This window comes from Epilithonimonas hungarica, from assembly GCF_900102265.1.
Classification (GTDB): Bacteria; Bacteroidota; Bacteroidia; order Flavobacteriales; family Weeksellaceae; genus Epilithonimonas; species Epilithonimonas hungarica.
In genome coordinates this window covers 218,516-237,512 of sequence record NZ_FNBH01000003.1, presented here as the reverse complement: position 1 = coordinate 237,512, position 18,997 = coordinate 218,516, and the positions used below count along the sequence as shown (strand labels likewise).

General features: G+C 35.3%; 17 protein-coding genes. 9 read left to right on the top strand and 8 right to left on the bottom strand.

Going from position 1 to position 18,997, the window contains the following annotated elements:
• Nucleotides 1-32: 32 nt before the first annotated feature.
• Together BLT30_RS12885 and BLT30_RS12880 are read right to left on the bottom strand one after the other, a co-directional pair.
• Complete coding sequence (locus BLT30_RS12885) at nt 33-2,438, bottom strand: hypothetical protein (protein ID WP_089874343.1); 2,406 nt, start codon at nt 2,436-2,438, stop codon at nt 33-35.
• Between the two features lie 108 nt (nt 2,439-2,546).
• Nucleotides 2,547-3,293, bottom strand: coding sequence for an SDR family oxidoreductase (locus BLT30_RS12880; RefSeq protein ID WP_139166658.1), 747 nt, complete (start codon nt 3,291-3,293; stop codon nt 2,547-2,549).
• Between the two features lie 103 nt (nt 3,294-3,396).
• Between BLT30_RS12880 and BLT30_RS12875 the strand changes: the two genes are divergently transcribed.
• The gene (locus BLT30_RS12875) at nt 3,397-3,738 is read left to right on the top strand and encodes a winged helix-turn-helix transcriptional regulator (RefSeq protein WP_089873952.1); all 342 of its coding nucleotides are present in this window, start codon (nt 3,397-3,399) and stop codon (nt 3,736-3,738) included.
• Between the two features lie 58 nt (nt 3,739-3,796).
• Here BLT30_RS12875 and BLT30_RS12870 read toward each other — a convergent pair whose 3' ends face one another.
• The 3 genes from BLT30_RS12870 to BLT30_RS12860 form a co-directional block, all read right to left on the bottom strand.
• Nucleotides 3,797-6,016: an NADP-dependent isocitrate dehydrogenase gene (locus BLT30_RS12870; RefSeq protein ID WP_089873951.1), complete on the bottom strand. Its 2,220-nt coding sequence runs from the start codon at nt 6,014-6,016 to the stop codon at nt 3,797-3,799.
• 146 nt (nt 6,017-6,162) lie between these two features.
• Nucleotides 6,163-7,506: an autotransporter outer membrane beta-barrel domain-containing protein gene (locus BLT30_RS12865; protein ID WP_089873950.1), complete on the bottom strand. Its 1,344-nt coding sequence runs from the start codon at nt 7,504-7,506 to the stop codon at nt 6,163-6,165.
• 7 nt (nt 7,507-7,513) lie between these two features.
• The gene (locus BLT30_RS12860; protein WP_089873949.1) at nt 7,514-7,963 is read right to left on the bottom strand and encodes a T9SS type A sorting domain-containing protein; all 450 of its coding nucleotides are present in this window, start codon (nt 7,961-7,963) and stop codon (nt 7,514-7,516) included.
• Nucleotides 7,964-8,061: 98 nt separating this feature from the next.
• On the opposite strand from BLT30_RS12860, the gene tpx reads away from it, so the two are divergent.
• Both tpx and BLT30_RS12850 read left to right on the top strand, forming a co-directional pair.
• Nucleotides 8,062-8,559, top strand: coding sequence for a thiol peroxidase (gene tpx / locus BLT30_RS12855; protein ID WP_089873948.1), 498 nt, complete (start codon nt 8,062-8,064; stop codon nt 8,557-8,559).
• A 67-nt stretch (nt 8,560-8,626) separates the two neighbouring features.
• Nucleotides 8,627-9,199, top strand: coding sequence for a Crp/Fnr family transcriptional regulator (locus BLT30_RS12850; protein WP_089873947.1), 573 nt, complete (start codon nt 8,627-8,629; stop codon nt 9,197-9,199).
• 67 nt (nt 9,200-9,266) lie between these two features.
• Here BLT30_RS12850 and tatC read toward each other — a convergent pair whose 3' ends face one another.
• Both tatC and BLT30_RS12840 read right to left on the bottom strand, forming a co-directional pair.
• Complete coding sequence (gene tatC / locus BLT30_RS12845; RefSeq protein WP_089873946.1) at nt 9,267-10,085, bottom strand: twin-arginine translocase subunit TatC; 819 nt, start codon at nt 10,083-10,085, stop codon at nt 9,267-9,269.
• Between the two features lie 47 nt (nt 10,086-10,132).
• Nucleotides 10,133-11,092 (bottom strand): KpsF/GutQ family sugar-phosphate isomerase, encoded by a 960-nt coding sequence (locus BLT30_RS12840; protein ID WP_089873945.1) that lies wholly within the window; start codon nt 11,090-11,092, stop codon nt 10,133-10,135.
• 186 nt (nt 11,093-11,278) lie between these two features.
• Between BLT30_RS12840 and recQ the strand changes: the two genes are divergently transcribed.
• The 4 genes from recQ to BLT30_RS12820 all read left to right on the top strand — a co-directional run bounded on the left by recQ (nt 11,279) and on the right by BLT30_RS12820 (nt 16,033).
• Nucleotides 11,279-13,489 carry a DNA helicase RecQ gene (recQ, locus tag BLT30_RS12835; protein WP_089873944.1) on the top strand — a complete coding sequence of 737 codons (2,211 nt, stop codon included), beginning with the start codon at nt 11,279-11,281 and terminating at the stop codon, nt 13,487-13,489.
• A gap of 76 nt (nt 13,490-13,565) precedes the next feature.
• On the top strand, nt 13,566-14,636 hold the full coding sequence (locus tag BLT30_RS12830; protein ID WP_089873943.1) for a glycosyltransferase: 1,071 nt from the start codon (nt 13,566-13,568) through the stop codon (nt 14,634-14,636).
• A 15-nt stretch (nt 14,637-14,651) separates the two neighbouring features.
• Nucleotides 14,652-15,575 (top strand): sterol desaturase family protein, encoded by a 924-nt coding sequence (locus tag BLT30_RS12825; protein ID WP_245707179.1) that lies wholly within the window; start codon nt 14,652-14,654, stop codon nt 15,573-15,575.
• 2 nt (nt 15,576-15,577) lie between these two features.
• Complete coding sequence (locus tag BLT30_RS12820; protein WP_089873942.1) at nt 15,578-16,033, top strand: hypothetical protein; 456 nt, start codon at nt 15,578-15,580, stop codon at nt 16,031-16,033.
• A gap of 31 nt (nt 16,034-16,064) precedes the next feature.
• Here BLT30_RS12820 and BLT30_RS12815 read toward each other — a convergent pair whose 3' ends face one another.
• Complete coding sequence (locus BLT30_RS12815; RefSeq protein ID WP_089873941.1) at nt 16,065-16,481, bottom strand: NUDIX domain-containing protein; 417 nt, start codon at nt 16,479-16,481, stop codon at nt 16,065-16,067.
• 130 nt (nt 16,482-16,611) lie between these two features.
• Here BLT30_RS12815 and BLT30_RS12810 point away from each other — a divergent pair, with 130 nt between their 5' ends.
• The gene (locus BLT30_RS12810; protein WP_089873940.1) at nt 16,612-17,241 is read left to right on the top strand and encodes a response regulator; all 630 of its coding nucleotides are present in this window, start codon (nt 16,612-16,614) and stop codon (nt 17,239-17,241) included.
• 3 nt (nt 17,242-17,244) lie between these two features.
• Nucleotides 17,245-18,978: a tetratricopeptide repeat-containing sensor histidine kinase gene (locus BLT30_RS12805; RefSeq protein ID WP_089873939.1), complete on the top strand. Its 1,734-nt coding sequence runs from the start codon at nt 17,245-17,247 to the stop codon at nt 18,976-18,978.
• The last annotated feature ends 19 nt before the right edge of the window (nt 18,979-18,997 follow it).

Below are 18,997 nucleotides of genomic sequence, written 5' to 3'. Positions count from 1 at the left end.
CTTTCCAGAATAGGAAAGTCTTTTGTCCATAATTATTTCACTTCATTATAATAAAGAAGTTTGTCATCCTTGTCAAAACTTATGATTGTGATTTCTCTGTTTTTTGCTTCATCATTATTGAAGAATATAGCTCTCGCAGGAAGTCCAGATTCTGGAGTTAAATTTGGATTCCAATACAGAAGTTCACGCGTGTCTTTTTCAACCTTCCTGTAAGCATCACTGGTAATGTCTGGCTGTTCAAATTCAGTTGCTTTATCATAGCCTCTCAGAATGGTTTTGTTGGTCTGTTCTTTTTTATCGTCTTTCTGGTCGGCCAACATATTTCCTCTTTTTGTGTAAATAGCAACTGCATCACCAACCAGACCATCGTTTTTCAGGATTTTTACCATTGCAATATTGCTGACAGGAAGTGAATTGATCATACTTGCGTCAACAGGCATTTCATCCAAAAATAACTTCGCTTGTGAACCACGGATGCTTGGGACATAATTTCCGGAATTATCCATTGTGAAAGTCAATCCCGCAGCTCTGCCTTGCAACCATTGCATAATATTAAGGGAAGCTTGGGCATCTTGATTCTCATTGACCAGATCAAAAATAGTCGCATTCATACTGCTGAATCTCCCACTGGATAGTTCTTTATCCAATTTTTCTTTTAGATCGACTTTCTTTGCTGTTACCTTAACTTCTTCAATTAGGGTTTCCTCGTTAGCGGTTTTAAGGATCTGTTGATTTTTTTTGTTTTGAAGTGCTTTGGCAACATCAGAACCCACTTGGGAATTCTGCCCAGGATCTACCAAACGATAATTGGTAGGTGGTAAATTACTTTTGTAGATAATATTGTTTGTCAAAGGCTGGAAATAGATATTCACATTGTCAGATTCTGAAGCTTTATTCTTCTCCTGATTCAGGTAATAAGAAACCGTCAAAGGCTCATCAAAATAAATATTATTGAGATAAATAAAACCATTATCATCTGTTATAGCCTGAGAAATTCCTTTATCTGTTCCACCTGCATTGAATAATAAATTGACGCTTTTGTTTGGAATTGCACGACCATTGTTGGTAACTTTTCCTTTGAACGAAAGATTAGATTCCGGTTTGTATTTGATTTCCGGGGTTTTTCCAGCCAGAAGAGAATCCCAATCAAATCTTTTCCAACTTTCTGAAATCAACAAAGCATCTAAAGCATCAGTATTAGCATTTTTTGAAAAATACCGAGCCGGTGAAAAAATGGAAGAAGGAAAATCGCCTGTCAGCCAAAGTGCGCTCAAGATATTATTATCATTTGTGCTTTCAGTCTTTGTATTTTCTTTGACTAACACAGTGTAGCTTGGGTAATCTGTATCTGGTTCTAATTCAAAGCTGTTGAAAGAACGCGGGTCATTATTGAGAGACATTGAAACAAAGGTCGGTTGTTCGATGATCAGATTTTTTGGCTTAACGAAGCAAAGCCTTTTGGCAACAACTTCTTCTTTATCATTGAATATAACTAACTGCAAGACTGCATTTTTATCATCGCTTATTTTCGTCGGAATTTTACTTGAAATTTCTGCTGAAGTATTTTTGATGTTAGCTCTGTAGACCATTTGATTATTAATGATCCCAACAATGCTGTGGCCTTTCAAACCTTCTGCAAGATTATTACTTTTTAATGCATAATTGATTCCGTCGTTATCACTCGCTATCTGAAGATTAACTCCTGAATTAGAGACAGCTGGCAAAGCAATGGTTTGTTTAGTTCCTTTATTATCCTCAACAATTACTTTGTAAGTTTTTCCTGCTTTTGGCGTAAGATTGAAAGCGCTCACATTTTGGTCAAATCCTTTGAAACTGACCAATTTTTCGGCTGGCTTTTCCGCATCGATAATGTAACCGCTCCAGCTTGCAGGCGGAATGCCTTGAGAGAATAATCTTACAGCAATTTTCGTATTGATATTCTCAATAAAAGTTCCACTTTCCGGAAAAGCATTGGCGGTCCATTTGATATTCTTATCAAGTACCAATTTTTGTTCAGATTTTGGATTGTAGATTGGGACAGGCTTTATAAAATTGAATTCCTCAGGGAAATTTGCCATCCAAGCTGTGTAGGCACGAAAGAAATAAATATCTTCTTTCAAAGCTTCGGTCAATACAAAAGAGCCATCACCTTCGCCGTTTTTGAGCGCAATTGTTCTTTTGTCTACCAGATTTTTGTTGTGGTCGTACAATTCTACAAATAGTGTATTAGAAATGGTTGAACGCCTGTAACCATCGAAAACAAAAGATTTGAAATAGATATTGTCCCCAACGACATAATTGTCTTTGTCTAATAGAACATAGACTTTTTCCTGCGTGTAATTCTGTTCCAGATTCTGAATAGCTTTGTCTATTCTTCCCTGAGCTTTAAACGTCAAAATCCCAACAACATAAATAAAAAAAATAAAGATTTTTTTCATATCAAAAAGCTTCATAAATGTTAATTTTAGTTTCTCTCTGCAATTTAATTAAACAAAGGAAAACCCTTAGCATTTGCCAAGGGTTTTATATAATTTTTAACACGGCTCTTACAAAATCATTCCACCATCGATTACGATTTCAGTTCCGGTCATAAAACTTGCAATATTGTTATCCGACAGATAAACGACAGCCTTTGCAACATCTTCAGGATTTCCCATTTTTTTAAGGGGAATTAGCTCTGTCAACCAATCATTCAGTCCTTCCAAAGTTTTCGAATCCAATCCGGCCTTGGTCATGATTTCTGTTTTGGTTGGGCCCGGACTTACGATGTTCACTCTTATCTTTCTTGGAGCTAATTCCACGGCGGCTGTTTTTGCAATTGAATTAAGTGCGGCTTTACTTGCCTGATAAACAGAACTGTTGGGCTTATAAATTGAAGCAACAATTGATGATAAAAAGACAACAGATGCACCATCATTTAATAAGGGAATGAATTTGCTTAAAGTAAAATAGGCACCTTTGAAATTAATATCGATCACATTATCAAAGTTTTCTGAACTCATATTTTCTATGGAATCTGATTTTCCGGTAATTCCAGCATTAATAAACAAAATATCAATTTTTCCGAATTGACTTTCAATTTCATCTTTTAAAGATATTATATCTTCCAATTTTCCTTGGTCTGCAACAAAAGGAATTGCTCCCAATTCTTCTGCCGCTTTTTCAATAGCTTCCTTCCTTCTTCCTGTAACAATCACATTTGCACCTTCTGCGATTAATTCTTTTGCAGTTGCATAACCTATTCCGCTATTTCCACCGGTTACGATGGCTAGTTTGTCATTGAACTTGTTCATTGTTTTAAAATTTTTGACAAAGTTATTTCAAATTGATATACTTTTGTAACCAGTATCACAGAGTATATCAGTATAATTCATTATATCATTTAACTTTGCAACTATGGAAAGAGACCAGACCGAAGAACGGAGAGCCTTGCAGGACACCTTATATTTCATTGGTGGAAAATGGCGAATTCCCGTTATCAATTCACTCTGCAATGGTAACAAACGTTTTCGTGAAATCGAAAGAAGTATTCCTGGAATCACAACAAGAATGCTTTCAAAAGAATTGAAAGATATGGAACTGAATAAATTGGTAAAGCGAAATGTCTATCCAGACATACCCGTTTTAATCGAATATGAAGCTACAGAATATTGCAGAACTTTCGGAAAAATAATCGGGGAAATGATCAATTGGGGAAGAGAACACAGAAGAGTAATTGTAGAAGATAAAATCGGGTGATATATTATACTAAAAAAGCCCCTGAAAAGGAGCTTTTAAAATTTATTGGAAGAATTAATTAAATTCCGTTGACGATTTCATTAAGCGTTGCAGAAGGTCTCATTGCTTTATCCGTTTTATCAAAATCAGGTCTGTAATAACCATCAATTTCCTGAGGTTTACCTTGAGCACCAATTAATTCCTCATTAATCTTGCTTTCGTTTTCTGTCAAAGATTTTGCAACTGGAGCAAATTTAGAAGCAATATCAGCATCTTTAGTTTGATTTGCTAAAGCTTCTGCCCAATAAGTTGCCAAATAGAAATGTGAACCTCTGTTATCGATTGTTCCTAATTTTCTTCCTGGAGATTTATCTTCTGCTAAGAATTTAGCATTCGCTTCATCTAAAGCATCAGCCAAAATCTGAGCTTTTGGATTATTCTGAGTCTGAGCCAAATGCTCCAAAGAAGCTTGCAACGCCAAGAATTCACCTAGAGAATCCCACCTCAAATAACCTTCTTCGATAAATTGTTCGATGTGTTTAGGCGCAGAACCTCCAGCTCCGGTTTCGAACAATCCGCCACCATTCATCAATGGAACGATTGACAACATTTTTGCAGAAGTTCCCAATTCCAAAATAGGGAATAGGTCGGTCAAATAATCTCTCAGAACGTTTCCGGAAACAGAGATGGTATCTTTACCTTCTCTTGCTCTTTTAAGCGTTTCTGTCATTGCATCTTTCACATCTAGGATTCTGATGTCAAGTCCGGTTGTATCGTAATCTTTAAGATATTTCTCAACTTTTTTGATGATTTCTCTGTCGTGCGCTCTTACTTTATCCAACCAGAAAATTGCAGGCGTATCAGATAATCTCGCTCTGTTTACTGCTAATTTTACCCAATCCTGAATTGGCGCATCTTTGGTCTGGCACATTCTGAAGATATCGGATTTTTCCACTTTTTGCTCCAAAAGAACGTTTCCGTTTTCATCAAGGACTTTAACAGTTCCATCAGCTTCAGCCTGGAAAGTTTTATCGTGAGAACCATATTCTTCAGCTTTCTGAGCCATCAATCCAACGTTTGGAACAGAACCCATTGTCGTAGGGTCTAGCTTTCCGTGTGCTTTCATATCATCAATCGCTGCTTGATAGAAACTCGCGTAAGAACGATCTGGAATAATTGCAACTGTATCTTCTTCAGCCCCAGCTTTATCCCACATTTTTCCTCCGTTTCTGATCAATGCAGCCATAGACGCATCAACAATAATATCAGAAGGCACGTGGAAATTCGTGATTCCTTTGTCAGAATTTACCATCGCCACTCTAGGTCCGTTTTCAAGAACTTTATCGATGTCAGCTTTGATTTCAGCTTCCTGAGGAATTCCAGCAATTTTATCGTAAAGGTTTTGTAATCCGTTATTTGGATTGATATCTAAAGACTTGAAAGTCTCAGCATATTTAGTAAATACATCTTTGAAGAAAGTCTCAACAATGGCACCGAAAATAATTGGGTCAGAGATTTTCATCATTGTTGCTTTCAAGTGAGCAGAAAGAAGAACGCCTCTTTGTTTTGCTTCTTCAATTGCTTCTTGAACAAAAGCTTTCAACGAATTGATATTCAAAACAGAAGAATCAATTACTTCACCTGCTTTCAGGTTCGCGAAATCTTTCAGAACTTTCTCAGAACCGTCATTTCCGAAGAACACGATTTTGAATTTAGAATCATTTTCAACTGTTGTAGAAGTTTCCGTTCCGTAGAAATCTCCGCTGGTCATATGAGCCACATCTGTTTTGCTGTCAGATGCCCAAGCTCCCATTTTGTGAGGATTAGCTTTAGCATAATTTTTAACAGCTTTTGGCGCACGTCTGTCTGAGTTTCCCTCTCTTAGAACAGGATTTACAGCAGAACCTAGAACTTTAGCATATTTAGCTTTGATTGCTTTTTCTTCTTCAGTTTTTGGTTCAGCAGGATAATTTGGAACAGCGAAACCTTTAGCTTGTAATTCTGCGATTGCTTCTTCTAATTGAGGCGCAGAAGCAGAAATGTTTGGTAATTTAATAATGTTTGCTTCCGGAGTTGTAGCCAATTCTCCAAGTTCTGAAAGAGCATCTCCAATTTTTTGGTCATCAGTCAAGAACTCTGGAAAGTTAGCCAAGATTCTCCCTGAAAGTGAAATGTCTTTTGGAACGATGTTAACGTCTGCAACCGAAGTAAAAGCCTTAACGATAGGCAAAAAAGAATGTGTTGCAAGCATCGGCGCTTCATCCGTAAGCGTGTAGATAATTTTTGATTTTTCTGACATTATAGTAGTTGATTTTATTTACTGTTTTTTCAAAACATACAAATTTAGTGTTTTTATAATAATTTTCTAATATCAGAGATATGATTTTTGAGTGGTTTTCTTGTTAACTAAAATAAAAAAGACTGCTTATTGCAGTCTAATTGTATTTATTGTTTTTGAATCGAATAACTTGATGTATTAAAATCTAATTTTACAGAATAATTGCCAGGTTCTGGAACACTAATAAAACCTTGACCAGCAAGTGTTAATATATTATTTTGTCCTCCGTATTGTATTGTTCCATTTCCAGTATATGAATCTGTAAAATATATCACCGCAGGATTAGTAGTGGTGAAATATCCTGTAAATATATTCGAAGATGAAGACATAGTTATTGATTGATTTCCTACTGTTCCATCAGTGTAGTAAACTTTTGTATAAAGAGTTGCAGGAGGTGTGAAGGTCTTAACAGTCTGATAAGTTCCGGAGCCATTAAAATTAATTTTTGTTTTCAAAACATTACTTGTCGGAGTATATATATCTGATCCATTATAATCTAAACTTCCATCATTCAAATTGTCTCCAAAAGTATATGTTCCTAATTTTATAGAATTGTTGATGGTCGTAGTGGAAGTATTTCTATAATTAAAATTAGTGGAAGTATAATTGGTATAGTCATAATTCATAGTTACACCTCCATACGAAATATTTATAGGAGAAATCTGATAATAATTACTTTGGCTTACCGAAATATTATAGTATCCATTAGAAGGAATATTGATGGCATTACCGTTTTGAGTTAAATTTCCGGATAATCCATCACTACTACCTAAAATTACATTTCCTGTTTGATCTGCTAAAAATTTAATTTGGTCTCCTGATTTTAGATAAATGAAACCATTAAAACCAGAACCAAACGGTTGAATATTTTTGCCAAATTCAATCGAAGATGTCGCAGACCAATTATTAAAAGAACCATATAAATATAAGTTTGATGGACTTGTGCTTGATGAATTTGAAGTTGGTAAAGATAGTTGTCCAGCATCATTTACTTTCACTTCATAAGGAGTTCCGTTCGGAGAGACCAAAGTAATTCCTTGTCCAGCACCGGTCACAACAGTTTTGCTAACTTGAGCATAAGGAACACTCATCAATTGATTCACTCCAACATTAGTATAATTACTTCCGCCAGTTGGGTCAATTTCCACTTTTACAAATTTTGTATTCGTTCCCCAATTGATTCCGCCGAAGTTTCCTGTAGTTGCAGTCCCTTGTCCGATATTAAGATTAACCAAACCTTTGGAATTGGTTGTTTTTGTATGAGTCTCAGTATATAAGACAGTTCCTGTTGCAGAATTGTCCAGAATGCTGATTCTTAATTTTACATTTCCATTAGCAATTGGCGCACCAGCAGAGTTGAATGCAATTGTTTGATAAGTAAAAGCTTGTGGAACTTGTGAATAGGCTAAAGAAGCTAAAAATAAGCTTAAAGCGATATAGAGTTTTTTCATTTGGTTTTTATTTTTTTATAATTTTTATAGGTTTGATGTCTGTATTTGTAAAATAAAGTAGATAAATTCCTGTATTGAGGGAGCGTAAATCTATTTTATCCGATTCGATTTTTGTTTTTAAAATCATTCTGCCGGAATTGTCGTAGATAACAGCTTCGTCAATTTTAGTTTTCGAACTTAATTGTAGATTGATAAAATCGGCAGTAGGATTGGGATAGATTTTAACTTCGTCTTTCAATATTTCATTAATACCTAAAACCTTTAAATTGGTTTGGTATAAGATTCCCAGTGTTCCGGAATTAGCATCATCCGGATTAGACGGTATTACATAGATTTCTCCTACAGAATGGCTGAAAGAATTCTCAGAAACAGCACCGGAATTAATATTCCCAATGACCGACTGAGCGCTTCCTAACAAAGGAAAAACCAGTAATACACCAAAATAGAGTTTTTTCATTTGTGTATTTAATAATTTGGGCGCTAAAATAAGAATATTTGTTAATATTTATTTCGAAAAAAAATATCTAATTTTGAGTCTTACTAAAAAATAAAACAATGTCACAAATTACATTCAAAGGGAGTCCTATCAATACGGTTGGAACTTTGCCGGAAGTTGGAACTATCGCTCAGGAATTTACATTAGTCGGAGCAGATCTATCAGAAAAACATCTGGCCGATTATACTGGAAAAAAAGTATTGTTGAATATCTTCCCAAGCATCGATACGGGCGTTTGTGCTGCTTCTGCAAGACAATTCAACAAAGAAGCTGGTTCTTTGGAAAATACTGTTGTTATTAATGTTTCCAGAGATCTACCATTTGCGCTTAATAGATTTTGTGCGGCTGAAGGTCTTGACAATGTAGAAGTGTTGTCGGACTTCAGAGGGAATTTCGGAGAAGATTACGGCGTGACTTTGGACGATTCCCCATTGAGAGGTTTGTTGAGCAGAGCAGTTATTGCTTTGGATGAGAAAGGAACAGTAATCTATACAGAGCAAGTTCCGGAAATAGGGCAGGAACCTAATTACGAAAACGCTATCAATGCATTGAAATAAAATTTCAATTAAAATAATTCATATTAACGGAAAATCCATTACTTTAGATTTTCCGTTTTTTTATTTTATGGACGTACTAAAAAACATCTATCAGCATCCCGCTTTTTCTGAAGAAGGCCTCAGTCTGATCTTCAATAAACACGAAAAGATAAATTATAAGAAAGGTGATTTTTTCTTAAAGGAAAATGAAATATCCAATGATTATTTCGTACTGGAAAGTGGCGTTGTGCGTTCGTTTGTTTATGATATCAATAATGATGATATCACGATTAATTTCTTTACGATCAATGATATTATTATAGAAGCGTCTTCAATATTCCAAAGAATTCCTTCGATAGAAAATATACAGGCGGAGACAGATTGTGTGGTTTGGAAGATCAGTTATGAGGATTTTCAGGAATTGTTCCATAGTATTCCGGCGCTTACGGAATGGGGAAGAGCGTGGATGTCTTATCAGTTATTCTATCTTAAAAACCGTTCTGTGGAAATGATAACCAAATCAGCTACAGAACGTTATCTTTCTTTAATTGAAGAAAAGCCTGATGTTCTGAAATTTGCACCACTTAAAAATGTGGCTTCTTATCTTGGGATTACGGATACGTCTCTGAGCCGCATTAGAAAAGAAATTGTTAAAGGTTAATTTTAAACTTATTCTAATAAAAAGATCAGCAATTATGATTGGCTGATCTTTTTATTTTTATCCGGGCTTAGTTTCCGTTTTTCAGATATTGTCTTTGCATTTTCTTGTAAATAAAGTTTGACATCAAAACACTTATTTCATAAAGGATAACTAACGGAAGTGCCGCTGCCATCATGCTCAGAACATCAGCAGGTGTAATGATCGCTGCAACTACCATTATCAGGACAATAGCGTGTCGTCTGTAAGTTCTGAGGAATTTTGGTGTCAGTATTCCGATTGATGTCAAAATATAAACGGCAATTGGAAATAGAAACACAACACCCATCCCTAGTGTAACTTGCAAGAATAGAGTAGTGTAATCTGACAGATCGAAAAGCTGAACGATATTATCCGAAACCTTGAACAGCAACCCAAAATTGATCGCGAATGGCAAGATCAGAAAATAGCCCGTCAAAACACCGCACATAAAGAGGATCCAAATAGAATTGATATAGAAAATAGAATTCTTTTTTTCTTTCGGCATCAGTGCAGGACTGATGAATTTCCAAATTTCCCAAACGATATACGGAAAAGCCAAGACAACTCCCGAAAATATTGAAACTGCCATCATCACATTGAACTGTTGAAACAATTGCTTCTGCTGAACACTGAATTGTGCTGGTAAAATAAAACTGTCATTGCCTGTCAGTTCTCTGGAGTAATGATTCACGATCCGGAATGTCAAGAAATCATTTCTTGTAGGTCCGAAAAAAATATGGTCCATTACCCAATTGATATTGAACCCGACAATAACCGCCAAAATCACAATTGCCAAAATAGACCTCACCAAATGTGCTCTTAGTTCTCCGATATGCCCAAGAAAGGACATTTCCTTTTCTTCACTCATTATTCTATATTAATAATAAATTATAATTGATCTTATGATTCTTAAGATTAATTAATCCCTTCGTCAAGTAACGTATGAATGTCAATAATCCCGTAATATTTTCCACCGTTTGTGACAATTAATTGTCCGATATTATATTCTTTCAAAATTTGCATTGCTTCTTTCGCAAGATTATCTTTATCAATGATTTTTGGATTTTTACTAATGATGTCAGAAGCTTTTACTTTAGAAATATCATCTTGATCAAGAAGCATTCTTCTGATGTCTCCATCTGTGATTACGCCAACAATATTTTCATCGTCGATAACAACAGTGATCCCATGTTTTGAGCCACTTACTGATATGATCACATCTCTGATGCTCGATTCCGGAGAAACTTCCGGTTTGTTCTGAGAAACAAATTGTTCCACTTTTGCGGTCAGGTTTTTACCAAGACTTCCTCCGGGATGAAACTTCGCAAAATCAATATCTTTAAAACCTTTCAGTTCCATCAAACAGACTGCTAAAGCATCGCCAAGAGCCATTTGAACTGTTGTAGAGCTTGTTGGTGCCAATTTATTTGGGCAAGCTTCTTTGTCAACGTGAGTATTCAGAATAATATCAGACGCTTTTCCAAGTTTACTTTCAGGATTTCCTGTCATCCCGATTAGAACAGAAGAATAATCTTTCAGAAAGGGTAAAAGATTAACGATCTCCTGAGAATTTCCCGAATATGAAATGCACAAAACAATGTCCTGTTTTTGAATAACGCCCAAATCTCCGTGAATAGCTTCCGCTGCATGTAAAAACTGAGACGGTGTTCCTGTAGAGTTAAGCGTTGCAACAATTTTATTTCCAACATGTGCCGATTTTCCAATGCCGACAACTATCAGTTTTCCTTTTGACTCATTGATCGCCAAAACACTTTTGATGAAGCTGTCGTTTAATCTGTCTCGCAGTTTTTGCAATTCGTTAATTTCTATATCTAATGCCTGATGGGCATTGGAAATGATTTCTTTTGGATTCAAAACTTTTAAAAATGTTTGATTATTTTTTTTAATAATATTTATTTTGTATCTTCACGCTAATAATTTTAACAAGGAATGAAGTTTTCGGGCTTCATTTTTTTATCCACTAAAATCAAGGATTCTCTTGTTAGATCTTAGTCGTTTAACTTTCAACAAAATGCAAATTTAGCAAACAATATCTTAAGGATGGACACAAAAGACATCAACTTATCTGCAGAACTGAAAAAATATTTTGGTTTTTCTAAGTTCAAGGGACAGCAGGAACAGATCATCAAAACTCTTTTGGGAAATAATGATGTATTTGTATTGATGCCGACAGGAGGCGGAAAATCTCTTTGTTATCAGTTGCCTGCACTTATTTCGGAAGGAACAGCTATTGTTGTTTCCCCTCTTATTGCATTAATGAAAAATCAGGTTGACGCTGTTAATGGGCTGTCGTCTGATGAAGGCGTAGCTCACGTTCTTAATTCTTCTCTCAATAAGTCACAGACAAAGCAAGTTATGGATGATATAACGGCTGGTAAAACCAAGTTGCTGTATGTTGCTCCGGAATCCCTCATCAAAGAAGAATATCTTGAGTTTCTGAAAGAAGTGAAAATTTCTTTTGTTGCTATTGACGAAGCGCATTGTATCTCGGAATGGGGACACGATTTTCGCCCGGAATACAGAAATCTGAAAGGCATTATCGATAAAATTGCTGAAGTCCCTGTAATTGCTTTAACTGCGACCGCTACACCTAAAGTACAAGACGATATCCAGAAAACTCTGGGAATGAACAATGCTTTGGTTTTCAAGGAAAGTTTCAACAGAGCTAATTTGTTCTATGAGATCCGCCCAAAAGTGAACGTGGATAAAGAGATTGTAAAATTCATCAATCAACATAAAGGAAAATCGGGTATTGTCTATTGCCTTAGCCGAAGAAAAGTAGAAGAGTTTTCTCAGCTTTTGCAGGTCAATGGCATCAACGCTTTACCTTACCATGCAGGTTTGGATCAAAAAACAAGGGTTCTCCATCAAGATAAATTCTTAATGGAAGAGGCAGATGTGATTGTTGCAACCATTGCTTTCGGAATGGGAATCGATAAGCCTGATGTTAGATTTGTAATTCATTATGATATTCCGAAATCTCTGGAAAGTTACTATCAAGAAACCGGTCGCGCAGGGAGAGATGGAGGAGAAGGTTATTGCCTGGCATTTTATGACCCTAAGGATATTGAGAAATTAGAAAAATTCTTGGCTCAGAAACCTGTTTCCGAAAGAGAGATCGGACTTCAATTGCTGAATGAAGTGGTCGGCTATGCCGAAACATCGATGAGCAGAAGACAATATCTTCTTTATTACTTCGGTGAAAAATTCGACCCGATAAAAGGTGAAGGCGCAAAGATGTGTGACAATTCACAAAATCCACCAAAACTAAAAGATGCGACAAAAGACTTGAAAAAAGTTTTGGAAATGATCAAGTCTTTGGGTGAAAAATTCCGTACAAAAGATCTGATCTCCATTATTGCAGGGAAAGAATCTGCCGTTACTAAATCTTATAAATTAGAACAAACTGATTTTTTTGGATTTGGAAAAGCAGAAAGTGATAATTATTGGAAATCGATTATCAGACAAGCTACTGTTCAGGATTATCTTAAAAAGGATATAGAGACCTACGGTGTACTGAAACTTTCTGAAAAAGGAAAAGAAGTCATCGATGGGAAATCCAAAAGTACATTTCTAATTGCAGAAGATAGAGAGTACGACCTATCCCAGATCAAATCAAAAGCAGATAGCGATCTGATACAGACCCAAGCTGGTGGTGGACTTGACCAGTTATTGTTTGGACAATTGAAGGAGCTTCGTAAGACCGTGGCCAAAAAACATGGGATACCACCTTACACGGTTTTCATGGACCCAAGTTTGGAAGATATGACAGTCCAATATCCGATAACAGTAGAAGAAGTAGCCAAGATCTATGGTGTAGGAGAAGGTAAGGCCAGAAAATACGGAAAAGAATTTGCAGATTTCATCAAAAAATATGTTGAAGACAATGAGATAGAAAGAACCCAGGATATGGTGATGAAACAAGTGGCAAACAAATCCAGCCACAAGGTTTTTATCATCCAGAATACTGATAAGAAGATCGATCTGGAAGATATTGCCAAAGCGAAAAATCTCTCCATGACAGAACTTCTTTCCGAGATGGAAAGTATCATTTATCAAGGCACAAAACTGAATATCGATTATTATATCGATGAGAATTTTGATGAAGATATTGTAGAAGAATTTATGGATTTCATGAAAAATTCTGAAAGTGACAGTATGAAAACCCTTCTGGCAGAATATGGAGATGATCTTACAGATGAAGAAGTAAGGATTTTGAGAATCAAATTTATAAGCGATGTAGCTAACTAAATACACCAATTGTTGGAGAATTTTCCAACAATTTTTATTTATAGGATTTACCAATTCGGTTTTGTAATTTTGATAGATGAAAAAATCAATCATTTTCATATTGCCCGATCTGGAAACTGGAGGTGCAGAGCGCATTATTACAACGATTGCAAACCATCTTCCAAGAGACCGATTCTCCCCATCAATTCTTTTGTTAAGAAAAGAAGGTGCATATCTTGATTTTTTGAAACCGGATGTTGAAATCATTGACATTCAAACGCCTAGAATTAGAAACTCTTTGAAACCAATTCTTCTGGAGATCAAACGGAGAAAGCCTGATATTGTGTTTTCTGGTTTTGGAGAGGTGAATGCTTATTTGTCATTATTCATAAGATTATTTCCTAAAACCAAGTTTATAGCAAGAGAAACCAATGTTGTTTCCCAGCATGTGACCAGAAAAGAAATCCGTTTTTTTTATAAATTCTACAATGGATATGATAAAATCATTGCTCAGAGTAATGATATGCAACACGACCTTGTTAAAAATTTTGGTATCAAGAAAAAGAAATTGGTTAAGATCAACAATCCGGTCGATATCAATTTCATTGAAGAAAAACTGAAAGAATCCGAACGTCCAATTGAATTCTCTCATCAGCACAAAAATGTAGTTGCTATTGGAAATCTCTCCGCCAGAAAAGGTTTTGACAATCTTTTGAAAGTTTTTTCAAGACTTAAGAATCAGAATATTTTGCTTCACATTCTTGGCGATGGAAAGGATAAAGAAATGCTTTTACAGATGAAAGAAATGTTGGGATTGGACCATGTTATTTTTCATGGGAAGAAAAGTAATCCTTATCAATATCTCAAATATGCCGACTTGTTTATTTTATCCTCACGTTACGAAGGTTTCCCAAATGTTCTTTTAGAAGCTGGAGCCTGCGGGATCTATTCTTTGGCAAATAATTGTCCAGGTGGAATTGACGAAATCATCCTGGATCAAATCAATGGAGAGATAGCAAATATCGACAATTACGATAGCTTTGCTGAAAAAATAAAACACGCTGTACATAAAAATAATAACAAAGAGAATATAAAAGAATCAATCAAAAACAGGTTTTCCAAGGATATCATTTTGCAGATGTATGAAGACCTGCTTTGGAATATCTAAGAATTCAAATTAAATATGCTTAAAGAGATTTTCAGTGAAAATGGTCAGGGCATCATTTATATGTGGTCTATCCCGATTCATGCTGTTGTGATTTTAGGAGAGATGGTTTACAGTCATTTCAACAAAGAAAAATTATATGAAACCAGAGATGTTCTGTCAAATGTTTATCTGGCAGTTCTAAATTATGGATTAGACTTGCTAATGAAAGGCGTTTCTATGGCTGTGATGTTTTTCTTTTATCATCATCGTCTTTTCAATTGGGAATTCAATGTTTGGTATTTTGTGGCCGTTTTTGTTTTGCAGGATTTTGCCTATTACGTTTTGCATTATGTGGATCACCATTCCAGGGCATTTTGGGCAGTTCATATCACGCATCACAGTTCAGACCACTTCAATATTACAACAGGATTTAGAAGTCCCGTTTTACAACCATTATACAGATACTTATATTTTTCGCCATTAGCATTTTTGGGCTTCAACCCTTGGCATATAATGGTTGCCTATTCTGTATTGCAGGTCTATGGGACCTGGGTTCATACGCAAACGGTCAAGAATCTTGGATTTTTGGAATGGTTTATGGTAACACCTTCTCATCACAGGGTTCATCACGCTTGCAACATCCGGTATCTTGATAGGAATATGGGAATGGCTTTGATTATTTGGGACAGAATTTTCGGAACATTCGAAAAAGAAGTTCCTGAAGTTCCTATTAAATATGGAATCTATCCAAAGATGGAAGATAATGGTCCGGTAAATCTGGTTTTTTATGAATGGAGAAAAATAGCAGTAGATTTGAAACAGCCTGATTTGAAATTTACAGATAAACTAAAATATCTTTTCTATTCTCCGGGCTGGCGACACGACGGAACAGGAAAAACCGTCAGAGATTATCAGAGAGAAGAATTGGAAAGAAGAATGAAAAAACAAAAAACATTGTAATTATGAGAAAATTGATTTCATACATCGTTTTATTATTGATTTTAATTAATTGCAATTCGTCAGTTAAGTCCGGCGACTCAACGCTCAATGAAAAAGTTCCTTACAAAGAAGCTAAGAATTACTTTGTTAAAAATAATATCGATGCTGTAATTGATAGTCCAAAGTTTGAAACACAACAGGAATTTGATAAAGTTTTCGGAATGGCAACAACTATGAGAGAGAATGGTAAACCGACGCCAATTGATTTCTCTAAAGAATTTGTGGTCGCTCAAATCGAAGACCCTTCAACCCAAAGTATAGAACTGAAACCTGTTTCGATAAGAAAAAACAGTAATGTTCTTGAAATCAAATATAAAAGGATCGCAGGTGAAAATCAATCTTACACCACTCAAACTGCAATGATTCTGATTATTGATAGAAAATCCGAAGGCGATATCAATTTTGTAGAAGTTCAATAATTATATAGATTAAATAAAAAATTCCTGGATCTTAATTCAGGAATTTTTGTTTTGCTATGTCAAAAACGCGTTTGTCAATTGGCAACGGGAAAGGATTTGCTCCTTCCAGCGGAATCCATTCTGTCTTTTCGATACAAGGGTCTAGAATAAGAAGGTCTTCTTCATTTAAGATTTCAGCCAAATAATAAACTGTTATAAGTTGCTCATTGTCTCGGAATCTGGAAACCAAAAAATCATCTTGAGTATAAAAATGTTCCTTGATCTCGATCTCAAGATTTAGTTCTTCTTGAAACTCTCTTTTAAGGCATTCTAAAGTGCTTTCTCCAAATTCCAACCCACCTCCCGGCAATTTTAAAAGATGGTCTCCGGCATATTCTTCATGAAGTGCGAGTACTTTATTGTCTTTTATACAAAGCGCATACACACGAATGTTGATTTTGTCTATCATCAGTTATTGATTTCGGGTTTTAAAGTTATGATTTTTTGTGTTAATGACAAGGCTATTTGATAATTTATACGCCTTTTTGCGTATTTCAATAATTAATTAATAACTTTAAATTCGTTGTTTTATAGGAGTAATGACAAAAAAGAAAATTTGTATTGTAGAAGATGATCCCGATTTGCGAGATGCAATGGGATTGATGATCCAGTACACACAGGATTACGAGCTTTCCGGAAGTTTCAAAAACTCGGAGGAAGCTTTGGAAAACATTCCGGTTCTCTCTCCTGATGCCATTTTGATGGATATCAATTTACCCGGAGAAAGTGGAATTACCTGTGTTAGAAAGATCAAATCAAAACTTCCGCAAGTTCTTATTTTGATGTGTACATCTTATGAAGATGAGGATAAGATTTTCGCCAGTCTTCAGGAAGGTGCAACAGGATATATCTTGAAAACAGAAGGTCCTGCAAAAATCATCAGTGCTTTGGACGAACTATTTGAAGGTGGAAGTCCGATGAGCGGAAGCATTGCCAGAAAAGTAGTAGCCAGCTTTTGTAACTTCGAAAATAAAAAACTGATTTCTGAAGGATTGACTGCGAGAGAGCAGGAGATCCTTGACTTACTTTCAAAAGGTTTGATGAATAAAGAAGTGGCGTCTATTCTGGAAATTAGCCAAGGAACGGTTCGGAAACATATCCAGAATATCTACACAAAATTACACGTCAATACCAGAGTAGAAGCCGTGAACATCTACCTTAAACGATAAACGATGAAATCTTTTTTACTCATTATACTTTTATTTCTTTTTGCTGGTCATAATGGGCAGATAACAAAAGGTTTCGATAATTGTAAAACGAACGGATGTAAGGCGAAAGAATCGTTCAAAGCCTCAAAATATTATTTAGAAATTGACAGCATCAATCTTTCGCAGAAATGGCTTGATATCACCAAAGATCATCATCCGGAAAATAGCAATGATGCTTTGTCTTTTCATATTCTAAGCCTGCAGTCTGAAATTTTTTATTATGTTGGATTATCCCAATTTGGAAATCAGGAAGCAAAGAAAGCGGTGAAAAAAGCAAGGTTTCTTAAAGATAGTTTGTTGATTTCTGATGCTTATTTTTTCGAAGGACTCAATCTTTATGAGTTAGGAAAAAATAACGATGCTGAAAAATCATTCAGATTATCATTGAATTTTTATCCTGAAAATCCTAAAAAAACATTTTTTGAAACCATTGGAAATGAACATATTCTTAATAATATTTCTCAGCTCAAACGGACAATTGGAGAAGCGGATTCGGCTTTGTATTACAATCAAAAAGCTTACGATATTGCTCTGAAAAAGAACAGCAAAAGAGCTATCGCAAACTGTGAACAAACTTTTGGTGAAATCTATCAGTTGAAAGGGGATCTGATCCAATCCAACCAATTTTTCCTGAAAAGTATTGAATCGGCGAGACGTTTTAGGAACTTTGATGTTGCTTTGCTTAGCTACGGTTTACTTCTGAAAAATGAAGTTAATAATCCCAAAGTTTGCAAAAATTATTTCAATCAGGGAGAAACGCTTATCGAGCAACAAAATATAAACCTTTTTTTCAGACGAACTTTCTATGAATATGCTTTGCAGGCATTCGAAAAGATGAACTCATCAGAAGATATTCGAAAAGTTCAATCAAAAATCATTGTACTTGTCAACGAAGAAAAGTCCAAAAATAATGTTTACATTCAGGTCATCAGTAATCAATACATAAAAAACGAAAATAAGCTTCTGAATCTTGAAATCGAGAAACTCAAAAGAAAGAGAAAGATCTCTGTACTTCAGCTTTTGGTTGCTGGTCTTGCAATTGTGATCATGGCTTTGACCATTATTATTTTTAGAAGGAAAAATAAAATCCAACAAAAACTTCTTCAACAGAAAACCGATATCAGCAAGGATTTGCACGACGATATAGGAAGTGGTTTGGGGAGTATTCTTATCCATTCCGAATTGCTTTCAAATAACAAAATTTCGAGTGAACAACAGCAGAAATTATCTTCTAAAATCTACGAAGTCGGAAAGGAAATTTCACAAAAACTCAATACATTTATTTGGTCTTTGAGTAATGAGAATAACGATTTGAGAAACTTCTGTGAGTATGTTTTTTCTTACGCCAACAATCTCACGGAAGAAACTGATATCAAATTAATTTGTACAAAATCGAAAACTTTGGATCTATCAAAAGAATTGGATGGGCAAATCCGTAAAAATCTTTTCTTCTGCATCAAGGAAATTCTCAATAATTCCCTGAAACATTCTTCCGCAAAAACAATTAAAATCTCTGTGAATATAATTGACAAGAAGACTTTAGAAGTTATAATTTCTGACAACGGAACTGGCCTGAAAAAAGAAAACCAATTCGGAAACGGAATCATGAACATTAAAAACAGAATAAAAAACCTAAATGGAAACGTTTCTTTTCAGAATAATAATGGATTGACCGCAATCATTACGGTTCCTATTTGATTTCCTATACGCACAATGT